Here is a 23242-nt window from a genome sequence, read left to right as displayed (position 1 = left end):
CAACTATTTTCTCCTACCTACTTATATTAGACAATAAGTCCATATAGTATGCTTATACAACCCCATTTATTATGTAATCTAAGCAATGCAGATTACCAAGTAAATTTACTTGGCAATCTGTATTGCTTACACTTCTATTTGACGGTTACAATTATCAGAATGTTGAATAGGTTAATAAGTTAAGTACCTGGCACGGCTAACTATTTGTGAATTTGTTTCTGAAGATTTTTGTGGGCTCTTTTTAAAGTAGCTCTGATGGCTCCTTCTGTGACACCTTCTTCTTTACCTATTAGGGTATTAGTCTTATTTAAAAAATACTTTTTAAAGATTACTCTTTTCTGCCTTGGGAGTAATGATTGGATAGCTTTACGAAGTGCCTCTGATTCAAGGTCTTTAAGAACCATTTCTTCTACATCATCATCTGAGGCTTGCATGTTAAGAAGGATATCTTGACTTTCTTGCTCCTTTGCGTAAGATCGGTGCTTTTCTATTTGAACTTCATTGTTATTAGTTTCTCTTTTAAGCTCTGTATACAGAAGTTCATCTACCTCTGCACTTAAATCACTTCTAGGTATTACGGCTTTAGTACCATCAACAAAGCTGTAAACATATTCTGTAAAATCCTCTTTCTTAGGTGTCCTTGTAAGAAATCTTCCTAATTTTTTCATATCTTTATTAGTTTTTAACATGTGAATCCTCCTAAAAATTTATTTTGGTAATGGATGTAACTTGCCTGCACAAGGAATAGGCAGGGTTTGTCCTAAAAAAAGACAAAAAAAATAACCAGATAACGGCTAATTAATTAGCGCCTATCTGGCTATCAGGTGTTCAGATTTAATTCTATTGCTCGGTATAAATTATTGCCTACTGGATATTTAACTTTAAGCATAACTGCTCACCTCCTTTCAATGTAGTAATGTTACCCAAACATAGTGGGCAAAAAAAAGCAACACAAGCAAAAGCTCCTGAAGCTATGTTTTTAGAAAATGTGTGGTGTGTTGTAATTAATTGCGTAGGGCTTTTGTGGAACATTTCCATTAAACTTATTTGAATTCATTAATACCCAGCCACTAAAAAGGCATAAGGACTTTTTCCTGGATTGAGCATAGGACTCCATACCTTAGCATTTAGAAACAGCACCCTTTTTTTGTCGAAATAAGACGAAAGTTTTGAGAAGGAGTATGGAATTATTGAAGGAATATTAATATACTTGTAAAGTTTTGTTAATTATTGAATGTATAGTCAATAACTTAGGTTAAATGAAACTTTAATAAATATTATTTATTAAAGTTCAACATCTTTAGATAAATAGCTTATGTCTAAGGATTTATTATTTAAATTATTAGGAGGTCTTGTAAATGAAAAAAAGAATTTTTAGTATTGTACTCGTATTTCTGCTGCTTCTGACATCTCCATCATTAGGACATTCAGGAAGAACTGACGCTCAAGGAGGTCATAAAGACAATAAAAACAAAAGTGGACTTGGTTCATATCACTATCATTGCGGAGGATATCCTGCTCATCTTCATTCTGGTGGTATTTGTCCATATTCTAGTAGATTTCAAAAAAGTGTTCCAGCAATCTCCAGTAATGTCAACAAATCTAGTTCTTCTAATGTAAATGCTATTAATAATAATTCAATAAAGGCTCAAGTCCCTAACTTTCCAGTGAAATTAAATGGGGTTAATATAAACACTAGCACAGCAGAATATCCCCCCATTGTTTACCAGGACATTACATATGTGCCTTTAACTTATGATATTTTGACTTATCTAAATGTTACGTATACATGGGACAATCCTTATAGTATCATAATTAATAGTAAATCAACTGTTCCAACATCAAAACCATTTACTCCTAGTTTTCAAACTGGCACTTCCTATTGGGGAAAAAATGCGACTATTCAAAAAGTAAATAAAACAATTACTATAGATGGGGATAATTTTAATTCTGAGTACCCCGTTATTAATTCTAAAAATATAAATTATTTCCCTCTTACTTATGAAATAATTACAAAATTAGGTCTTAGTAGTAAATGGGATTCTAAAACGGGGTTAGAATTAAATGTAACAAACTAAATATACCATACCAAATTAGTTAAAATTTAACATCTATTATCCAATTTCTTTATTAAAGATATAGCATGAAAGATTGATTTAATTTCAGTTTTTAATTTTTTTCTTCTATAATTGGTGGGGTCTGATTAGATTTTCTCGGCGAAAATTAATTATACCCCTTTAAATGAAGAGTATTTTCGCATGATAACTTCCCAATTAATTTCATTAACTTACTTTACCATTAAAAGAGCCTCTTAATTATTTTGTTTCTTGTAATTTTAGCAAAGGAGTTTAATAGGTTCTAGGCGGAAATTCGTTGACGCTTACCTTTAGTTTATAATATCAACTTGTATGTAAACCTATTTTCCCAAGAATCATATAAAAACTCATCTAATAAACTACTCAGCTTACACATCCTAATGTTTCCACTGTTATAGTTTACCTTGATAATAACATTGCGTCGTTTTTCTAAAAGAATCAATTCTTCTTCAGTTAGTGTCAGCAATTTTATTTCTAACTTTTTATCCATGCTACACGAATCAAATGGTAACATCTGTCTTTTAAAGTTTTGGTATTCATCTAAAATATAAAGTTCAATTTTTCTTATATAATTATACCAATAATCCGACGTCCTAACAGCTTCTATTGAACTTCCATCGCTTGCATAACCACCACCTATTAAGCCATAAACCTTATTTTCACCTATTTCTACGAGAGTGGTTGAATTAGTTTTTCTTAGCACCGAGTAACTTTTATCATCAATTTTCTCAGTTAAACCAACTACACCTTTTAATTTATTCTTCTCTATAAGCTCTGGCCAATTATTATGGATAATCTCTATCATCTTAATATGAGACCACAAATAGGGTTTTTTATGCGGATAGACATCAAGACAATAAATGCCTTCTTCATTAACAAAGGCCAATAACAACCAATCACTTCTTTTAATAAATATAGTATCCTTCTCATATTCTTCATTTAAATGAAAGTGGTGAATATTCCAGTCATTTAGCAGTCCATCATTTTTCGTGGGTTTAATTACTTGTTTGCTCATGTATGGTAATAAGTTCTTCCCATTTTCAATATCTGCAATTAATTTATTCAGAGCACTTTTGCATTCATCAGGACATGAAAACTCTTTAGAGTAATGCACTTTTCTTGGATGGACTGAAATTAATTTCTTCATAGCCTTATGATAATCAAGTGAATTATATCCTCCCTCTTTAGGCTTATAACCCATTTTTAGCATTCTATCATTCAGATGACCATCCCAATCTTTAATTAAATCCATTTCAATTTCATAAGTGCTTGCTAATAAAGCTTTATTTATTTTATTACTATTTTTCATGAGTTATCACCCCATAACAGCCACATACCACTCCACAAACTTCTGCAGGACTTCTTCCATAGAAGTTTCTGGCTTAAAATCTACTGCTTGTTGTAATAAATCTAGCGGAAGCATATACTAGATGGTCTACGGGATTATATCTACAAGCTTCAATAATGTTATAAAACCCAAGGATATTAATTTCTATATAAGCATCTGGGTTTTCAATAGAGTAACGTACTCCTGCTTGGGCTGCTAAATTTACTACTATATTAGGCTTGTACTCTTTAAAGGTATTCATTATCTGATGGAATCATAACTATATCTAATTGTCGGAATGTTAAATAGGTTAATAACTTAGGTGGCTGGCACCGTTTTCCATTAGGTGTAAAAAGTCAAAGACTTCCCAAAGGTTTTTGTAGAACATTCTGGGTTTAGATATAACATCTCGCGGTTTCTAAGAACTATTATTACCTTTTCTCCTTGAATGGAAAAATATTTAAATTTTTTTCTCATAATAAGTCTAGATTGTCAAGTAACTTTACCAAAACCCCAAGTTTATTGTAAGTTAATATAGGTGTTAAAATACTTGTAAAGAAAGGGTGGACTGTAACCTAAATGTTATACAAAGAACTTAAGGAGAGTATTCTAAAAAAACTACATCCACTTGAAAATAAATCTATACCTTAAGTTTTAAAGAAACAAATCTATCTAAAAGTACTAAAAACAGTACTGTCAATTACATCGAATAATGTAAGCTATGATTTTCGATTCCAAATCAAATATATTTTCAGTAAATCTATCATACGGCTGATACTCTGATATTAAAGTCTCATAGATACCGATTATTTTTTTGAACGATCTATTTGTAGTAGTGATACTTAAGTGTCTCATTAATTCAATATGGTCGTTAGGCTTTAGTTTCAGATTAATATTTGTAAAATTACTACTTTCAACTTGGGAATTGATTATTTGAATATCCATACTTAGGAACTCGACGAACCTATATTCCATATCAGTTTTATGAAATTTGTTTTTCCATTTATCAATTAGTGCGTCTAGAAGAATTATTGTCGCGATGGAAGCAGTGCTTGCTTGCATAATATCATCTTGATTTTTCTGAGAATAAATATATAAGGTTGCAAGTAAAAAAATCAAAAAAAGGACTATGTTCTTTTCTTTGTAATTTTGAAAATAGGCCTGTAAAAATTGTCTTTTGGAGTGATAGGATTTAGTAGTGATAATATAAAATTTATACATCCACTTACTCATTGTGTTGAATGACAGTATGAATAATACCATTAATAAGAGCAGAAAGATATAACTTACGCTAAAGTATAGGTCAATTATTGAGTAAAGAGGTATTGCTACACCAAGGTATATAGTAATAATTAATAAAGAAATTGTTGAACTTACCATATAAACCACTAGTTTTATCTCATCAAGTTTAAATCGTGATAGTATCTCTAAAAACTGGTTAAATTTTAATAATAGGCCTATTGGAATTAGAAATGAAAATGTTGTCACCCAGGAAATACAAACAATTATGGTAAGTAGAAATTTAACAAATTTATTGTCGTTTCCATTACTAAAAAGTGTTGCGCTCAATATCAATATAATAGTGCTTATTATGAAATATATCACGCACTTGGAAGCAAAATCAAGAATGAAACCGTAAGTGTTCTTGTTGATAACCCAATTTATATAAGGTATTAATGGAACAAGAAAAAAACAAATCCATAGATTCTGAAGCTTCATTTTTTTTGAACCGTATTCATTTTCTATAAACTCTTTCAACTTAATCATTACGCCATCCCCTTGTGATAGATTTTGTAAATGAAGGGTATTATTTCATGATAACATCCCGATTATTTCATTAACTTCTTTCGCTATTTACAGTACCCCTTAATTTATTATATTGCCTGTAATTTTAGCAAAGGTTGTTAGCGATTGTTTGCGTAATGATTTATCCATCCTTTTTTTACTTCTCATCGTGCTTACTTTCCCCATTAAAATTTCTAGATTCCAAAAGCCTTATCCGAAGTTCTTGCTGCTCAATAAACTTCTTCTTTTTCTCCTCAGATAAACACACCTTTTCATCTTTGGTTAAAAATGCAAACCGTATTATATTCATATCTGTAAAACCTATAGATTCTAGCTCATTTTTGAGATAGGTCTTCCATCTCAAATTAAAATCAATATTATCTTCACAATCAGCATAAAAAGTGTTTTTAACATAAAGATTATCATCTAAGCACAAATATAACTCAGCAATAATATCCAGCAACAAAAAAATTCTTGTATTATTATCCCGTAAAACTCTAGTATCTTCTATGTTGTCCAAAAGGTGTAAAACTCTATTTCTGTTAAACTCTCTCTGTACACCTTCTTCCGAATCTTTAAACCTGAGATAAAAGACTTTATCCATCATAAACTCAAAATATTTAATCTGATTGCTTACCCACTTTTGAAACTTAGGGTTTGACTTTCTTTGCTCATTCTTTTCCTCTAAATAACTGACTAGATTTTTTGAAAAGACGCTTATCTTGAAATCGCCATTCTTATTTGATGATTCAATTTCATCAGATTTTTCAGTAGCCCACTGTCTTAATACCGCTTCAACAACCGGAACTAAGCTTAGATATGAGCAGACGTAATTACCAATCATTAGATCATAAGTAGCACTTTCTATCACTTTCATAGAACCTGTAAATATTTTTGATGGCCTATATTTATATTCAACTTGATATGCTCTTTGCCAAGGATGAATTACCATCCTTAAAATCTCTCCATCTAATCCACCCCAAGCTGGATCTGGATTTTCTAAGCAGTCTAATAATTCCTGAACCTTACTTCCTGAAACACAAGGATATGGAGGAATGGTAAGTAGTTTTTGATTTAAATACCCATCAATTTTATCATAGACTTCCCACAAGTTCATACAATCACCTCCAATTCAATAGTATAGCCTAGGTTATGTATGTGAGGCCTCATCGAAGGATCTGGTTAATCTTATTCGTGGTTGTAATAAGTTAAGTGCCTAGCAAGGATACCTTCATAGATATTCATAATCAAGTCAGTTTTATCGTTTATTCCAATTCATTACATAAACCATATACAAAACAGAAGGTAATATTCCTTCCTTCAAAGCAATGTAACTAACACTGGCTTTTGCCTTAGAAAATTCTGCTAAATCAGTACTTCTATTGTCATGGTTCCTACTTATCAAATCCGTCTTAACCAACATACAAAGCCTATCCATTTCAAATTGAGGAATACTATTCACTTCGTTAATTATTTGTTCTTTAGTAATTGAATCATCAGACATTGCATTTATATTTCTTTTGTTCACATCCTAAATCTGACCATAGTTTCAGCATACTCTTAAATTCATAAATTTCAGATGGAAAACTTTCCTCCGCCTTACGTTTTTCAGATTCTGAAAAATAGTAGAAATAAACTTTTTCGATTTTTTGATTTTCTTTAACGATATCAAATATATGATCATCGTTATTGGGAGACATCCCCAAAATATGCAACTCCCCTTCGATTTTTCTTAATTTGTCAAAATAATAGTCTGATGCCATTTTCAAACCTGGATTATTAATTTTGGTCATAATAATCTCATATTCATTTGGTTTATCTGATTTGCACCCTAATAGATCATTCTTCCAGTTTTGATCCATCCCATATCTAAAACGATATTTTTCTGAATCAATATTTAACATGTGATTAAGATCAGCATTTCTCAGTTTTAATTTTCCACTATAATCGAGTAACGCATTGCAAAAACAGTGTTCATACCCGTTTATTACAACTCTTTTTTTCATGTTTTCCCTAATATATCCACTAACATAATCCAGATTTTCACTACTATGTAATATTGAATAATCACCGTGTAAATGAAACACATCTTTTCCAGTCAATCTTTCTAGATTGTTATCATAATTTAGTGTGAAAATATTATCAAATCTATTAAAGAACCCCTTAACTTTCCTATTCATTTTAGTATGTAGCTTTTGAATATCTCCATCATTATAAATGGCATCTAATATTAATCTTTCAAACCCTTGTTTTGAAGAAGTAGCGTTATCAGAAATATCTTTATTCTTCAAGAAGAACATATGAAAAATAAAGAACCAATCTTCTAACATAATTTCATGCGATGATTGAATCTTACCATATCTTCTCTTGTAATCAATAAGGGCATCCCTCTCATCTGCGTTTTTTACATAATCATCATAATTATTATCTACTATATCATTTGAAATACTTACAAAACCGTTCAAAATTCCCATAATATCTACTTTAGTTAAAGAATTATTAAAGAGCTCATCATATCCATCCATTTCCGCTTTATATTTGACCCTTTTCATTATAAAACTGCTGGAATAAGCCATCCCACCAAATTGAATATTTATCCCATTTCCAACTAAAACTGATTTCAATGTTCATCCGCCCCTTTTTCTACAGATGTTGACCTGCTCTTTATAAATGTCATAATTCTGGTATAAAGATTTGTACTCATGTCAACCTGACAATCCCTCACTTCAACCTTTAACCCAAATATTCTGATAAGTCTATCTAGAAAATAAAACGGCAATATATGCATCTCTGCTTCCAAACTTAAATGCGCGTCTTTTCTTTATCACTTAATAACTTCTCTAAAATCCTTGATAATTTTTTTATTGCCTCTCCACCAGACAGAAATCCAATATCTACATTTATTCCATCAATTACTTTTTCTGATGTTTCAAACGAAAGAAGTTCATCAATACTAAAATCTGAATAGAATGATTTGTCTTCAATAAAATTTTCAATCTGACCTCTTTGATTTTCACCAGCTACTGCAAATTGATATGCTAAAGCTGCAATAATAGCAATGAAAGGTTTCGATCTTATAAAGTCAGAATTAGCAACACCTCCGAAGCCAAATCTATCACATGAAAAAACATCTCTAATAATGTGTTCAATCTCAACTGCATAACTTTGCCCATTCATCATAAAGTCTCCTCCAATTTTTAACAATACAATTTCCATTAATAAATGACTACTTTCAACTAATTATCTTGTAATATTATCTGCATTAACTTCCCATCAACAAAATGTCCCGACAAGTCTATCTAAAAAATAAAACGGGCAATATATTAATCTCTGATTCCAAACTTAAATGCCCGTCTTGTTAATGATCCTCTAAATGTCTTTCCCAGCAGCAACCTCAGCCAAAGATTCTACTTCCTTCTCTACTACTTTCACTAAATAATACGTTAAGTGACAGGGATGATGCTCGTCTTATATGTCTATTCTTTAATTGCTGCAACTTCATCTATTCCTGAATACATCTTATCGTAATAATTAGCATAATCCCCTGAAATGATATTTTCAATCCACTGTGTATTATCTAAATACCACTCTATTGTTTCTTTAATTCCTTGTTCAAATGTGTATGCTGGCTCCCACCCAAGCTCAGTTGTTATCTTAGTGTTGTCTATAGCATATCTTCTGTCATGCCCTGGGCGATCTTTTACGTATTTTATAAGATTCTCTGATTTTCCTAGTGTATTAATGATTAGTTTTACAATTTCGGTATTAGCTTTTTCGTTGTTTCCACCGATATTATATACTTCTCCATCTTTACCTTTATGAAGCACCGTGTCTATAGCAGTACAATGATCTGATACATGAAGCCAGTCTCTGATTTGCATGCCATCTCCGTATATTGGAAGTTCTTTTTCTTTAAGGCAGTTATTAATCATAAGAGGAATAAGCTTTTCCGGGAACTGATATGGACCATAGTTATTACTACATCTTGTAATGTTCATAGGTAATCCAAAAGTTTCATTATATGACCTTACAATCAAATCAGCACTTGCTTTAGAAGCTGAATATGGGCTATTTGGCAGAAGGGGCATTGTTTCTACAAATAAACCTGTTTCACCTAAGGCACCATAAACTTCGTCAGTAGAAACTTGAAGAAATTTAACTCCTGGCTTGTATTCTTTACAATATTTATCATTTGGGTTTACTTTCCAGTACTTCTTAGCTGTATCTAAGAGAACTTGAGTTCCAATGATATTTGTTGTTAAGAATATTTCTGGTTCTTCAATGCTTCTATCTACATGTGATTCTGCTGCAAAGTTAACAACTGAAGTTATTTCATTATTTTTAAAAATTTCATCAATTTTTTCTCTGTCTCTGATATCGACTTTGATAAACTCATAATTAGCGTTCCCGTCTATATCCTTAAGATTTTCTAAATTCCCAGCGTATGTAAGAGCATCTATGTTGATGATTTTATAGTCTGGATGCTTATTAAGCATTAAGTTTACAAAGTTACTTCCGATAAAACCTGCGCCACCTGTTACTAGTATTGTTTTCATTTTATTTTACCTCGCATTTCTCTCTTATACTTCTAACAATGATAAGATATATTGTCCATATTCCGTCATCTTTAAACTTTCACCGACTTCTTTTAATTGACTATCATCAATAAAACCTCGTCTCCAAGCTATTTCTTCTAGACATGCTATATAAAAACCTTGTCTTGATTGAACCGCTTCTACATATTCTGCAGCTTTAAGCATTCCTTCAGGTGTTCCTGTATCTAACCATGCCATACCACGCCCTAATAGAACAACATTAAGATCTTTCTTTTCTAAGTATTCATTATTAATTGAAGTAATTTCTATTTCACCACGAGCTGATGGCTTAATATTCTTCGCAATCTCTACCACTCGATTATCATAGAAATATAAACCTGGAACAGCATAGTTTGATTTTGGATGCTCTGGTTTTTCTTCTATGGAAAGTACTTTTCGATTTTCATCAAACTCTACAACACCAAATGACCTAGCATCTTTTACAGGATAGCCAAAGATAACTGCACCTTCTTTGGCAGCCGTTGCTTGATTTAGTACTTTTGTTAAATCTTGACCGTAGAAAACATTGTCACCTAAAATTAGACATACACTGTCATCACCAATGAAATCTTCTCCTTGTATGAATGCATCTGCTAATCCTCTAGGCTTGTCCTGTACTTTGTATGAGAATTTTAGCCCCAAAGATGATCCGTCTCCCAATAATTTCTCATATACAGGTGTATCTTCTGGCGTAGAAATAATTAAAATCTCTCTAATTGCTGCTAACATAAGCACCGATAGTGGATAATATATAAGCGGCTTATCATATATTGGTAGTAACTGCTTTGATACTGCCTTCGTCATTGGATAAAGCCTTGTTCCCTTTCCACCTGCGAGGATAATTCCTTTCACAACGTTTCCCCCTTATCTCTTTAATCTTTTCACAAATTCTATCTACATCTTCTAAGCTTAAATCTGCATATAAGGGTAAGGTTAAAACTCTTTCTGCTATATATTTAGCTACAGGTGTATCTTCCACATTATATTCACCTTTATAACACTCAAAGCTATTTGTAAGCGGATAGAAGTATTTTCTTGCCATAATATTATGTGCTCTTAATTGCTCAAAGACTTCATCTCTAGTTTTCTTGTAACCCTCAAAAACTACAGGGAAGTAGGCATAATTACTTTTTACGCCTTCTTGTACTTCTGATAATTTTATTCCTATTAAGCCTTTTAAATTTGCAATATATCTTTCCACAACAATTTTTCTTTTAGCTATTTCTTCATCTACATGCCTCAGATTACAAATTCCCATTGCGGCTTGAAACTCATTCATTTTTGCATTACTACCAATATATTCAACTGTCTCTAGTCCCGTAATTCCAAAATTCTTTAAATTATTTAGGACTGATTTAAGAGAAGGATCATTATAGGTGACAGCCCCACCTTCAATGGTGTTAAATACTTTGGTAGCATGAAAACTAAACATAGACGCATCCCCAAAAGATCCTACGCCTTGTCCATTTACTTTAACCCCAAATGTATGAGCTGCATCATAAATTACTTTTAGATTATGTTTTTTTGCAATTTGCTCTATTTTTTCAACATTGCAAATATTGCCATAAACATGAACGGGAATAATTGCCGTAGTTTTTTCAGTAATTAAGCCTTCAATTTTATTGACATCAATTGTATAATCATCTTGATTAATATCACAAAATACAGGTTTTAAGCCATTTCTTACGATTGCATGAGTCGTTGAGGCAAAAGTAAAAGGCGTGGTGATTACTTCTCCTGTTAAACCTAGTGCTGCTATAATAAATTCAAGTGCTAAGTGGCCGTTAGTGAATAAGGTTATATTGTTAACATTTAAATATTTAATGAGTTGTGATTCGAGTTCTTTATGTTTGACACCCATGTTGGTGAGCCAACGGCTGTTCCATAATTCTTTAATTTCTTCGATATATTCATTAAGTTCTGGCATTGATGATTGGGTTACTTGGATTGGTTTACGCATTTTTCACCTACCTCCTTAATAAATTGTTCTTCAAGCTTCAGTATTTCTTTACTTCTATCTTTAATTTTTCTGAAGGGTATTCCTGCATTTATTGTCCAAGGTTCCGAACTTTTATTTATCAGAGACATTGCTCCAAATGAACTGCCTTCACCTAGTACTACCCCTGGCAAAACAACACAACTTGATCCAATTATTACATGTTTTTCAAAAACAACCTTTTCTCCATAGATTTTTTTATACTTATCAGGAATCATTGGATTTGTCATTGACATACCAGAGTAGTCGTCACTTATTGCATAAATAGAGTTTTTTGAAGATATATTAGAATAATCATTAATTTCAATTCCACATTCCCCTCCGTATAATGCCGAATAGGCAGCAATGTGAATGAAATTTCCTATTGATATTGTCCCGCTTAGTATACAAAAGTCATCAATCCTTACATTATTTCCAATAGAAATTTTGCTTGCATTATATATGCTAGCCTTTTTACTAATAAGTACATTACTTCCGATCTCACAAAATCCCAAACCAATTAGTTCTTCTTTAGAATAAAAACTGTTATTCATCTTGCACCTCCCCAATTTCAACTAGAACATAAAGCAAATTAACGATTTTTATAAATACTGTTTGCAATATTATTAGCCATTCCTAAAAATAAACCTTTTTCAAAATTATTCAGCCCTAATTTCCAGATTAATATTGAGTACGATATACTAACTATGGTCACTTTAATCAAAAATCCAACCCACCCACCTAAAGGAAAGTATAGTTGAACCAAAAACCCAATTAGTATCGTTAAAACTATTGGCATGAATAATTTTAGATGGCACTCTCGAAAGAATACAGCTAGATTTATCCTTAAAACTCTTGAATATACTAAATTCATCACCACTACCCCACCTAGAATGGTACCAATAAAAATACCTATTCCTGCTCCAGTCGCTCCAAGTTTTGGTGAAAGAACTATTGAAAGTACTATACTAGTCATGCTCATAATTACCACACCAAAACAATGATATTTAACTAAGTTTTTAGCTACAAGTGCTGTATTTGCAATCTGTTGTGTTAATACTACAAGTGATGGTGTTATTAATAATAATGTTATAATGTATGCACTGGAAAAATTATTCCCAAGCCATAATTCAACAAAGTCTTTACCTAGAGTTAGAAACCCTGCATATAATAATCCAACTATTATCAGTTGAATTCTCCCAACTTTAATCATAAGAGCTTCTACTTCTTCATAAGCATTTTTATTTAATAGTAAACTTGTAACCTTTGGTAGGAACAATCCATTTAATGCTGAAGCTATCATCCAAACATAGCCCTCCATAGTTGATGCAATAGAAAATACTGCAATCTCAGCAGTTCCTGAAAAGGCGCCTAGTACAGAAGGTGTAATGGTGAATATAAACCTTTGAGAAAAAACAATAATAGCTATCCATATTGAAAAAGAAAAAAGCTCCTTTAATAATCTTTTGTCCCAAGCACTAAAATTTATTTCCAACATTTTATTTTTTCTAAATATATAATGTATTTTGAGGATTATAGCTATAAATCCGGTAAGCGCATTAACAATTACTAATCCGTATAAACGAAAACCCAATAGCAAAACTACAATCATTGTTATTACTGTTAATAACCGATGAAATAAATCCATTGCTTTTAAAAACACAAACCTCTCGTGAGAAATAAGGATACCATTTAAAGGCTGAAATGGAAATGATCCTAGGGCATAGAAAGCAGCTATAATAAAAACTATTTTAAACTTTTCCAGTTCCTCAGGAGTTAACTCTGAATAAATTGTATCTGCCAACAAAAAAACCGTTAATAAGGCGATAAATATAATCATATCAATTACTATATACAGCTTAAATGTTACACCTAAGAAATCCCTTTTTTTCTCAACTTGATTTTCTGCATTGTATTTGGATAAGAATCGTGATACTGACTCTCCTAAACCAAAATCTATAGTGAAAAACATAATTACTGATAGCGCTAATGCATATAGCCCATAATCAGCTTGTCCTATTTGCCTGATCATCCAAGGTGTAAACAGCATACCTGCAATAATATTTACGAATACAGCTGTATATGACATTAAGGCACCGTACTTTATTTGCCGCGATGACTGATTTTTATTGTTTATCTCAGTGCTCATTTTATTACGGCACCTCCTAGTGAACTTAAACTATTATTTATTTTTGAATTTTTTAGCAGTGTCATAATATATCTTCCTAGTTAAAACCTCTATCCTTCTAAATATCTTAACCGCTACACTCCTACCCATCATTCTATATAGTAGCTTTTCATAGTTTTTGTCTTCAATTATATATTTAGGATGTTTAATTGGCATGTCTATTTCATATGTCTTCATATTAAACATTTTTTGCACAGCTTTAGGTAGCTTTCTAATATCATCAGAGAAATGAGTGTTTCCTTCACCATATCCTATATTACAGACCATATTTTTCTTTGGTACTATGACTAATTGACTTTGAGCGTAAATATTCAACCCAAAAAAGAACTCAGGCCCAGGTATGTGACCATTGAAATTTGAATCGTTTACATAGCCTTCTAGTGAATCACAAAAGTTCTTGTACAACCTTGCATTAAGCTTTATATTCTTAAGATAGTATTTGCTATCTCCGTATTCAAAATCATAAAATAGATCATAAGTTCTTTTCCAAAAAGCAAAGCCCCAAATTGAACCTGTTTTGCAAAAAAAGTAGTCATCAGGGGTATCTTCATATATGTCCCTATGGTTCATTCCACATATACTATTGATTCTTAGATCATCCTTGTATTTCTCTAGTAATTCTTCACAATAATAGAAAAAACTCTTAGATGGCACCACATCATCCTCTAAAAAAATACACCTATCAACATGAGAAAATACAAAATCTAAGGCTTTCTTAAAAGTCACATACATTCCTTGATTTGTATCAAAATACATTTTTTCCACTTTGCAATCCCAATCAATATTCTCTACTATTTGTCTGCACCGAAATATTTTTTGTTCATCTATTTTATTTCGTGGCCCATCAGAGATCAGAAATAATTTGCTCGGCTTAACTTCTCTAATCCTCTTAAACACAACTTCTAGGGTATGAGGCCTCACAAATAAAAACAATACCACTGGCACATCAATTTCAAATTTCTTCATAATACGCCTCCTGTCTCTAACCCATTTTCCTTTAATCCCCAAACACCTTTCATCAATTCTTAATTCATTTTGGTTAATTTTAAAAAAGCAAGAAGCTTTTCAGGATAAGCTCTCTTTAGTTTCTTTATGCTTATAATTTAGACATCCTCAATAAGTTTACTAATCTATCTGGAATTAAGCTATAGATAGTTTCTCTTGTTTTTAATACGATTTCTTTTCTGTGCATTTTTAGGATTCTATCTGCTTCAGATTGATTAGTTATGATTTCTGTTTTTTCGAATATCTCATTAACAGTTTGACTGTTTTTGTTCCAATCAAGATTTAACTCAGCAAAGAGTCGCGCATTTTCCTTTAGCGATTTTAAAGTCTTAGAATTATTAATAAAGTACTTCATCCCCTCATATAAGGAATCAAATCTACATATTGATAGTGGCCAATAATATCCATCACTTCTCGAGTAATATTTTTCGACTTCAACCAAAAAACCAATCTCAGAATTGACAATTTCATTCATAGGCGCATTATCCGTTGTAATTACTGGAAGACCGCATGACAATGCTTCATAAATTGTTAAACCTAGTCCATCAAGTGTTGTAGGATATACATACACATCCCCTACACTATATAATCCTGGTGCACCCACTGTCTTTTCAACGAGTTCAATATTGAAATCCTTCAATTGATGACATGAATAACCAAAGTGTTTTTCAAAATCTAACTGACTATGAATTATCAACTTAGAGTATTTATATAGTTCTTTTTCAATAAAAACTTTGAGCAGTATATCAGTACCTTTTCTTAGAGACATTCCTACCGAATGAAAGAAAATTAATTCCTGGCCATCGTGTTCAAAGCTTGGTTTAAACAAATCAATATTAGTGCCCCACGGGACATAATAACATTGAGGATGCTCATTAAAAACAGAAAAATGTCTTTTAGTATTACATATTAGAAAATCATAAATCCAAAAGTTCTCAATTTCATTTTCTTTATAATAATCAATATATGATCCAATTTTAATATTTGGAAATTCTTTTTTTAGTAAAGCTAATATCTTATAATCTCTTTGCTCATTAAAAAAAATAATTTCAAGTCTACTTTCTTTAACCCAATTAAAAAAATGATTTTTGTTTATTGTTGTTCCTAATAAATTTAATCCCCAGGTAACATAACTTAAATTCCATTTTGGATCATTTTTAGCATTCTCTTCTCCGCCTCGAGCGTATACATAGACATCATGTTTATTCTTTAGCACATCTATATATGACTTAGTAACATAAGCTGCGCCTCTCTCAAACCAAGTACTTACAAATCCAATCTTCATAGTTATATCTCCTCGATATTTCAATTATAGTCTCCAATAACTATATCCTTTTTCTTCAATTTCTTTTCTATCTAAGATACTCTTAACATCTATTAATACCTTATCTTTATTCTCAAAGTTTCCGTATAAAGCATCGATTTCATTCCAGCTCAATTTTTTAAAAGTATCATGAGCCACTGCCAACACCAGACAATCAGCATTATAAACGTTTTTAATATCTACTAAATCAATACCATACTCATGCTTAGCTTCATCAGCATCAGCTTCTGGATCAACGATGATTGGTTCTATTCCATATTCTCTAAGACTATCAATAATGTCTACAACTTTTGAATTTCTAGTATCAGGTGTATTTTCTTTGAATGTTAAACCTAGAATAACAACTTTAGCTTGTCTTACTACTTTGTTTGCCAAGATAAGTTTTTTTATTATTGCATCTGCCACAAACTTACCCATACCATCATTAATCTTTCGTCCTGATAAAATAATCTGACTGTGATAACCAAGCTTCTCTGCTTCATATACAAAGTAGTAAGGGTCCACGCCTATACAATGACCACCAACAAGACCAGGAGTAAAACCAAGCGCATTCCACTTTGTATTCATTGCCTCAACAACTTCTTTTGTGTTAATTCCCATTCGGTCAAATACCATTGCGAGTTCATTCATAAAAGCTATATTTATATCACGTTGACTATTTTCAACCACTTTTGCTGCTTCAGCTACTTTTATTGATCCGGCTCTATGAACACCTACTTCTATTACTAGCTCGTACACTTTGGCTATTTCTTCAAGGCTTTCCTCATCCATACCCGAAACTATTTTTATAATATTTTCAAGTCTATGCACCTTGTCACCTGGATTAATACGTTCTGGAGAATAGCCTATCTTGAAATCAACTCCACACGTTAGGCCTGATTCTTTTTCTAATATGGGTACACATATATCTTCAGTTACACCTGGATAGACAGTAGACTCATATACCACAATAGAGCCTTTAGTTAAGTTTCGACCTACAATCCTACTAGCACCTTCTACAGGAGACAAATCAGGTGTTTTGTCGGAATTGATTGGTGTGGGTACAGCAACTATATGGAACTTTGCTTCCTTAATCTTTAATTCATCTGCTGTAAATTCTACCATCGTTTTCCTTATTTCCTCGTTACCAACTTCATTAGTTGGGTCAATGCCGTTTTTATATAATTCAATTTTCTTTTCATTTAAATCAAACCCTATTACATCCACCTTTTTAGCAAAAGCAACTGCTATCGGCATCCCTACATAACCAAGCCCAATGACTGCTATTTTATCTCTTTTATGAATTAAATTTTTAAATATTTGCATATCATTTCTCCATTCTCTATTTTAAATCTACCGTTAGCATATCAATTACGACTTTCCTTAACATAGTTTCAGATTTTTCTCTTGTATGATTTTGTAAAGTTAATTCATAATTTTTTCTACCTAATTCATGAGCAAGCCCTGGATTGTCAATCAACTTTTTAATTGCGTTAGCCAAACTTCTAGCGTCTCTTTTTTTAAATATCAGACCATTCACATTATCCTTAACATACTCTACTGTATTTTCAAAATCTGGCATTATAACAGGTTTTCCTTGTGATCCTGCTTCAAATGCAGGACGAGCTTGATGTGGCTTGGTTGCTGGAAAAATTAAGACATCAGAGATTTTATATATCTCAACCATTTCATGCTGTATGCCAATTTTGAAAATTTTGTCTTCTATACCGTTCTTTAAAATGGTTTTCTCAATGCTACGTTCATATCGCCTTTTTAGGGAATTATAGAAAGTAAAATAAATATTTGTTGACGAAATATATGCAAATTGAGGGTTACCAACAATAATTAAGTTGATCTCGTGTTCTTTTAAGAATGCTATAGACTTAATCGCAATATCAACCCCTTTTAACTTTGCCATCCCCCCCACAAATAGTATATTAAATCTTCCATTTGGTATGTTGAACTTTTCTAAAGTCTCATCATTGTTTTTCTTGCTTTTATAATTATCAAAATCCACAAAATTAGGAATAACTACACTCTTTTCTTTATCTATACCTTCTACCTTTTCATCATATTTAGAAATGAAAATTACTTTGTCGAACTTATTCAAAAAGTATTTAGTGAGATAATTAAAAATGTTAAGTGGGTTTTTCTTTTTCGTTTCCCTAACATAACATATACTTTTAATTCCCAATTTTTTAGTGATGATTGAAAACCAAGCTAAAATCTTTGAATTAACTAAAACTAAATCCGGACTCTCTTCTCTGATTATTTCTTTCCAAATATTTTTATACTTAAATATGTCAATTATTTTTTTAGTGAATGTAGGATTGCAGATAGATGGACCACCACTAAAGTTATATACTGAACCTAAGGGAAAATTATATGTTTTGGTTTTTATCCCTTTTGAAATTAAAAAATCCTTAAACTTTGAAGGATCTTCAGGACAATATACAACTACATCAGCTAATTGTTCAATTGCACGTATTGTATTAAATAAGCTTACTCCCGCTCCTCCTATATCACCAGAATGATGAATAACCATTATTTTACTCATTATGCAAACCCCTTGCTTGAATTTGGTTGCCTAACTTTTCACCCCAAACCACTCTATTTACATAATCTGTATAAGATAAAATAATCCTCAACACTTTATCTGAAACATTAGGCATACTATAATCCGCTACCAATCTCAATGTATCTTTCTCTTGAGTCTCTAACACTTCTAATCCCTGAAGAATTCTTTCTTTCTTTAATCCCACCATCATCACTGAAGCTTCTTCCATCGCTTCAGGTCTCTCGTGGGCTTGTCTAATATTTAGTGCTCTAAATCCAAGAATGGATGATTCTTCACTAATTGTCCCACTATCACTTAATACCGCCTTTGCATACTTTTGCAGTTTCACATAATCGTTAAATCCAAGTGGTTTCATAGTTTTTACTAGTGGATTAAACTCAATTCCTTTTACTTCAATCATTTTTCTAGTTCTTGGATGCGTACTTACGATTAATGGCATCTGATATTTCTCAGCAATCGTATTTAAGCTATCTACTAAATCCCTAAAATTCTGTTCTGAGCTTATATTCTCTTCTCGATGTGCAGATACGACAAAATATTTACCTTCTTCAAGCCCTAGTCTTTCAAGTACATCTGATTTTTCAATATCTTCTTTTCTTGAATTAAGCACTTCAAACATAGGGCTTCCTGTCTTAATAATCCTATCTGCAGGTAAACCTTCTCTTAAAAGATACTCTCTTGCAATATCGCTATATGTTAGGTTAATATCTGCTATATGATCGACAATTTTTCTATTTGTTTCCTCTGGGACTCTTTGATCAAAGCATCTATTGCCTGCTTCCATGTGAAAAATCGGAATATGTCTTCTCTTTGCCGCAATTGCACAAAGACAACTATTTGTATCACCTAATACAAGAAAGGCATCGGGCTTAACTTCTTCAAGAATAGGATCAATCTTTACTAGAATATTTCCGATTGTCTCTACCGCTGTACCCGTTGCCGCGTTCAGAAAATAATCTGGTTTTTTTAAATTAAAATCCTTGAAAAAAACCTCGTTAAGTTCATAATCATAATTCTGCCCTGTATGAACTAATACATGTTCAATTGCTTCTGATTCCTCTAATTTATTTATAACAGCTGACAGTCTAATAATCTCCGGTCTAGTCCCTACAACTGTCATCACTTTTAATTTCTTCATCTTCTATGCCTCCAAAAAGTAAGTATCCGGCTTCTTAGGATCAAAGGATTCATTAGCCCACATTATCGTCACCATATCGGAATCTCCAAGATTTTCAATATTATGTGTGTAACCTGTTGGAATGTCCACAACTTCCATCTTTTCATCGCTTACAAAGTACTCTATAATATCCTCGGAATCGATTTTTCTAAACCGAATAACTCCTTTACCACTTACCACAAGAAATTTTTCATTCTTCGTATGGTGCCAGTGATTTCCTTTTGTGATACCTGGTTTAGATATATTAACTGAAACTTGTCCTCTATCTGGAGTCTTAATGAACTCGGTAAAAGATCCTCTATTATCAATATTCATTTTAAGATCATAACTAAATTTATCCTCTGGTAAATAGCTTAGGTATGTGCTATAAAGCTTTTTGGTAAATTCATCTGACATTTTCGGAATTGAGCGTTCTTCTCTACTCTTTTTAAAGGAATAGATTAAATCAACGATTTCGCCTAAAGTTATAGTGTGTACTACCTGCACTTCGCAAAATTGATCAATCCTATTTTCTCTACCTTCAAGGGCATTAATTAATTCCTCTACTACATTATCTATATAAACAAGATTCATCACTACACTTGGATCATTCACTTTTATCGGTAAATCATGCGCTATATTGTGGCAAAATGTTGCCACGGCACTATTATAATTAGGCTTACACCATTTACCAAATACATTAGGATAGCGATAAATTAATACTTTTGTACCAGTTTCCTCACTGTACTTTAATAATAAATCTTCCCCTGCCTTTTTACTCTCACCATAAGGGTTATCAAACTCAGCTTGGATTGAAGATGAAATCATCACTGGGCAGGTATTGTTATACTTTTTGAGCATATCAAGTAAGACAGAAGTGAAGCCAAAGTTTCCTTCCATGAACTCTGATTGTTCTTTAGGACGATTCACCCCTGCCAGATGAAAAACAAAGTCTGCTTCTTTGCAATACCCTTCTAACTCCACTTGACTTGTATCTCGGGTACATTCAAAGATATCATCGTATTTTCTATTTTTAAGTTCAGCTATCAGGTTTTTACCAATAAAACCTTTGGCTCCTGTAACTAATATCTTCATTATTTATTCCAACTTTCAAGCTGTTCTCTTACATAGTCAAGTTGTAATAATTTTTCTTTAATTTGCTCTATATTAAGCCTTTCAGTATTGTGTGAATTGTACTCTTCTTCTGATGATAACTTTTGATCACCTTCTACGAAATATTTATCATAGTTAAGGTCTCTTTTATCCGCAGGAACTCTATAAAATCCACCCATATCATGAGCTACTACATGTTCTTCTTTTGTAAGAAGTGTTTCATATAGCTTTTCACCATGACGAGTTCCAATAATTTTAATCTCATTATTACCCTTAAATAGTTCTAGCATAGCCTGTGCTAAATCTCCTACTGTGGAGGCTGGTGATTTTTGCACCATGATATCTCCTGCTTCAGCGTTTTCAAAGGCAAATACTACAAGTTCCACAGCTTCCTCAAGGCTCATTAAAAACCTTGTCATGTTAGGATCTGTAACTGTTAAAGGTTGTCCATTTTTTATTTGGTCAATAAATAAAGGAATAACAGATCCTCTAGAGGCCATTACATTTCCATAACGAGTACAACAAATTAAGGTTTTTTCTGGATCTACTGTTCTTGCTTTGGCCACAATTACCTTTTCCATCATTGCTTTTGAGATTCCCATAGCATTAATTGGGTAAGCAGCTTTATCCGTGGAAAGACAAATAACCTTTTTTACTCCGCATTCTATCGCAGCAGTAAGTACATTGTCTGTACCTAATACATTGGTTTTTACTGCTTCTAGAGGGAAAAACTCACATGAAGGTACTTGTTTTAAGGCTGCAGCATGAAATATATAATCAACGCCATTCATAGCATTCTTTACACTTGCTAAATCTCTTACGTCTCCAATATAAAACTTTAATTTATCATTCTTATATAGCTTTCTCATATCATCTTGTTTTTTTTCATCACGCGAAAAAATACGAATTTCTTTAACGTTTGTATTTAAAAATCTTTCCATCACAGCATTTCCAAAAGATCCTGTGCCGCCTGTGATTAAAAGCGTCTTAGTATTTAAAAATTTATACATCTTAGCCTCCACCTTTCTATTCTTTTACCAGAAAAACTTGTAGTTATCTATCCTTAGGAAATCACCCGGTGTAGATATTAAAAATTGAGAGAGAGAAATCATTAATGCACCTGAAATCATAAGTAATCTCACCCATTTATCTCTAATCGTTGCTATCGCATTTGGAAGAAGAATTATATTGCATATTGAAAAATAATACCCCACCCTGCTAACAATCGCTAAGTCTAGAGAGATAATTAATGTTATAATATTGAGACATGACATAATAAATAATATATCGAAAGAATTCTTAAACTTATCCTCTAAGTTGCCAGCATTTCTTTGATATAAAATTAAACTAACCGTAGATATTCCTAGAGCTACAACTACAACTAATGGATTAGTTTGCACATTGCCTACACTACTTTCATAAACACTATATCTTGACATCACATTAAATGAAAATATTAATCTGAGAATTATATCTTTCACTAGAAATCCTAGAATTACAGAAACAAACAAAATACCTATTTTACCCTTTTTATTCAAATGAATTTTTCTTAAATAATAAATTGGAATCATCACTATAGCAGAGAAGTGAAACATTACGGCTATTAATATAGTTATAATATACTTGACCCAATTTCCATTTATAAGATACTTAAACCCTAAGAAAGTTATAGATATGGCTAGCATTTGTCTTAGCCCAGACATAGAAAGTCCCAAATATCCCAAGGTAACATACAGCCAAAAGCTAATCATCGGAAATTTCGAATGCCTAATAATAAAAATTGATAGTGAAAAAATCATAATTAAAGCCATAATAGCGAAATACACTCTATCAGAACCTACAACGAATTGAATAATAGCTGCCGTTAACCAAAATAATGGCTCCTTTCTTAAACTTAGCATCTCTGTTCCATAATGCTTTAGATTAAATATAGAACGTTCAAACATTATTTGATACATAAAAGTATCTGTCCCTACAGAAAAATCTCTCAGCGCAATAATTAAAAAGATAGGTATTGCATATAGGTAAATTATGGTGTTTCTGTTAAGTGGAATTTTTATTTTTTTTAATGAGTAAATAAATATAAAATAAAATAATAGCAAATAATATATTCTCATATAA

Annotated in this window: 21 protein-coding genes and 1 pseudogene; 1 reads left to right on the top strand and 21 read right to left on the bottom strand. The window is 31.9% G+C overall.

The window, feature by feature from the left end; all coding sequences use genetic code 11:
* Positions 1 to 200 precede the first annotated feature (200 nt).
* On the bottom strand, positions 201 to 689 hold the full coding sequence (locus B8965_RS05810) for a sigma-70 family RNA polymerase sigma factor (RefSeq protein ID WP_084052916.1): 489 nt from the start codon (positions 687 to 689) through the stop codon (positions 201 to 203).
* A 669-nt stretch (positions 690 to 1358) separates the two neighbouring features.
* Here B8965_RS05810 and B8965_RS12770 point away from each other — a divergent pair.
* Positions 1359 to 2078: a YHYH domain-containing protein gene (locus B8965_RS12770; RefSeq protein WP_242941936.1), complete on the top strand. Its 720-nt coding sequence runs from the start codon at positions 1359 to 1361 to the stop codon at positions 2076 to 2078.
* A gap of 313 nt (positions 2079 to 2391) precedes the next feature.
* On the opposite strand, the gene B8965_RS05800 is transcribed toward B8965_RS12770, so the two are convergent.
* The 20 genes and pseudogenes from B8965_RS05800 to B8965_RS05705 form a co-directional block, all read right to left on the bottom strand.
* The gene (locus tag B8965_RS05800; RefSeq protein WP_084052915.1) at positions 2392 to 3405 is read right to left on the bottom strand and encodes a hypothetical protein; all 1014 of its coding nucleotides are present in this window, start codon (positions 3403 to 3405) and stop codon (positions 2392 to 2394) included.
* A gap of 79 nt (positions 3406 to 3484) precedes the next feature.
* Positions 3485 to 3688 (bottom strand): annotated as a pseudogene (locus B8965_RS05795) (GDP-mannose 4,6-dehydratase); the annotation flags it as partial.
* A 431-nt stretch (positions 3689 to 4119) separates the two neighbouring features.
* Complete coding sequence (locus tag B8965_RS12275) at positions 4120 to 4542, bottom strand: hypothetical protein (RefSeq protein ID WP_143334229.1); 423 nt, start codon at positions 4540 to 4542, stop codon at positions 4120 to 4122.
* An 823-nt stretch (positions 4543 to 5365) separates the two neighbouring features.
* On the bottom strand, positions 5366 to 6325 hold the full coding sequence (locus B8965_RS05785) for a hypothetical protein (protein ID WP_084052913.1): 960 nt from the start codon (positions 6323 to 6325) through the stop codon (positions 5366 to 5368).
* Between the two features lie 141 nt (positions 6326 to 6466).
* On the bottom strand, positions 6467 to 6712 hold the full coding sequence (locus tag B8965_RS05780) for a hypothetical protein (RefSeq protein WP_084052912.1): 246 nt from the start codon (positions 6710 to 6712) through the stop codon (positions 6467 to 6469).
* Entirely contained in the window at positions 6705 to 7832 is a 1128-nt protein-coding gene (locus tag B8965_RS05775; RefSeq protein WP_084052911.1) for a hypothetical protein, read from the bottom strand. Before B8965_RS05775 ends, B8965_RS05780 begins: the two co-directional genes overlap by 8 nt.
* Before the next feature lie 178 nt (positions 7833 to 8010).
* Complete coding sequence (locus B8965_RS05770; RefSeq protein ID WP_084052910.1) at positions 8011 to 8388, bottom strand: hypothetical protein; 378 nt, start codon at positions 8386 to 8388, stop codon at positions 8011 to 8013.
* A gap of 296 nt (positions 8389 to 8684) precedes the next feature.
* Positions 8685 to 9764, bottom strand: a complete 1080-nt coding sequence (gene rfbB / locus B8965_RS05765; protein ID WP_084052909.1) for a dTDP-glucose 4,6-dehydratase — start codon at positions 9762 to 9764, stop codon at positions 8685 to 8687.
* A 24-nt stretch (positions 9765 to 9788) separates the two neighbouring features.
* A complete protein-coding gene (gene rfbA / locus B8965_RS05760; RefSeq protein WP_084052908.1) occupies positions 9789 to 10655 on the bottom strand; it encodes a glucose-1-phosphate thymidylyltransferase RfbA in 867 nt (288 codons plus the stop codon).
* Positions 10567 to 11763, bottom strand: a complete 1197-nt coding sequence (locus tag B8965_RS05755) for a DegT/DnrJ/EryC1/StrS family aminotransferase (RefSeq protein WP_084052907.1) — start codon at positions 11761 to 11763, stop codon at positions 10567 to 10569. The genes rfbA and B8965_RS05755 overlap by 89 nt, the downstream gene beginning before the upstream one ends.
* On the bottom strand, positions 11742 to 12332 hold the full coding sequence (locus B8965_RS05750) for an acyltransferase (protein ID WP_084052906.1): 591 nt from the start codon (positions 12330 to 12332) through the stop codon (positions 11742 to 11744). The genes B8965_RS05755 and B8965_RS05750 overlap by 22 nt, the downstream gene beginning before the upstream one ends.
* 38 nt (positions 12333 to 12370) lie before the next feature.
* Entirely contained in the window at positions 12371 to 13927 is a 1557-nt protein-coding gene (locus tag B8965_RS05745; RefSeq protein WP_084052905.1) for an oligosaccharide flippase family protein, read from the bottom strand.
* Positions 13928 to 13960: 33 nt separating this feature from the next.
* Positions 13961 to 14932 carry a hypothetical protein gene (locus tag B8965_RS05740; RefSeq protein ID WP_084052904.1) on the bottom strand — a complete coding sequence of 324 codons (972 nt, stop codon included), beginning with the start codon at positions 14930 to 14932 and terminating at the stop codon, positions 13961 to 13963.
* A 130-nt stretch (positions 14933 to 15062) separates the two neighbouring features.
* Positions 15063 to 16256 carry a glycosyltransferase family 4 protein gene (locus B8965_RS05735; protein WP_084052903.1) on the bottom strand — a complete coding sequence of 398 codons (1194 nt, stop codon included), beginning with the start codon at positions 16254 to 16256 and terminating at the stop codon, positions 15063 to 15065.
* Positions 16257 to 16280: 24 nt separating this feature from the next.
* Complete coding sequence (locus B8965_RS05730) at positions 16281 to 17600, bottom strand: nucleotide sugar dehydrogenase (protein ID WP_084052902.1); 1320 nt, start codon at positions 17598 to 17600, stop codon at positions 16281 to 16283.
* Between the two features lie 16 nt (positions 17601 to 17616).
* A complete protein-coding gene (locus B8965_RS05725; RefSeq protein WP_084052901.1) occupies positions 17617 to 18831 on the bottom strand; it encodes a glycosyltransferase family 4 protein in 1215 nt (404 codons plus the stop codon).
* Positions 18824 to 19990 carry a non-hydrolyzing UDP-N-acetylglucosamine 2-epimerase gene (wecB, locus tag B8965_RS05720; RefSeq protein ID WP_084052900.1) on the bottom strand — a complete coding sequence of 389 codons (1167 nt, stop codon included), beginning with the start codon at positions 19988 to 19990 and terminating at the stop codon, positions 18824 to 18826. Before wecB ends, B8965_RS05725 begins: the two co-directional genes overlap by 8 nt.
* Positions 19991 to 19993: 3 nt before the next feature.
* Positions 19994 to 21103: a capsular polysaccharide biosynthesis protein CapF gene (locus tag B8965_RS05715; RefSeq protein ID WP_084052899.1), complete on the bottom strand. Its 1110-nt coding sequence runs from the start codon at positions 21101 to 21103 to the stop codon at positions 19994 to 19996.
* Positions 21103 to 22131, bottom strand: a complete 1029-nt coding sequence (locus B8965_RS05710; protein ID WP_084052898.1) for a nucleoside-diphosphate sugar epimerase/dehydratase — start codon at positions 22129 to 22131, stop codon at positions 21103 to 21105. Before B8965_RS05710 ends, B8965_RS05715 begins: the two co-directional genes overlap by 1 nt.
* 24 nt (positions 22132 to 22155) lie before the next feature.
* Positions 22156 to 23238, bottom strand: a complete 1083-nt coding sequence (locus B8965_RS05705; RefSeq protein ID WP_084052897.1) for an EpsG family protein — start codon at positions 23236 to 23238, stop codon at positions 22156 to 22158.
* Positions 23239 to 23242 lie beyond the last annotated feature (4 nt).

This window comes from Desulfonispora thiosulfatigenes DSM 11270, assembly GCF_900176035.1.
Taxonomy (GTDB): Bacteria; Bacillota; Peptococcia; order Peptococcales; family Desulfonisporaceae; genus Desulfonispora; species Desulfonispora thiosulfatigenes.
The sequence above is the reverse complement of the archived record's forward strand: the minus strand, read 5'-3'. Positions and strand labels throughout refer to the sequence as shown.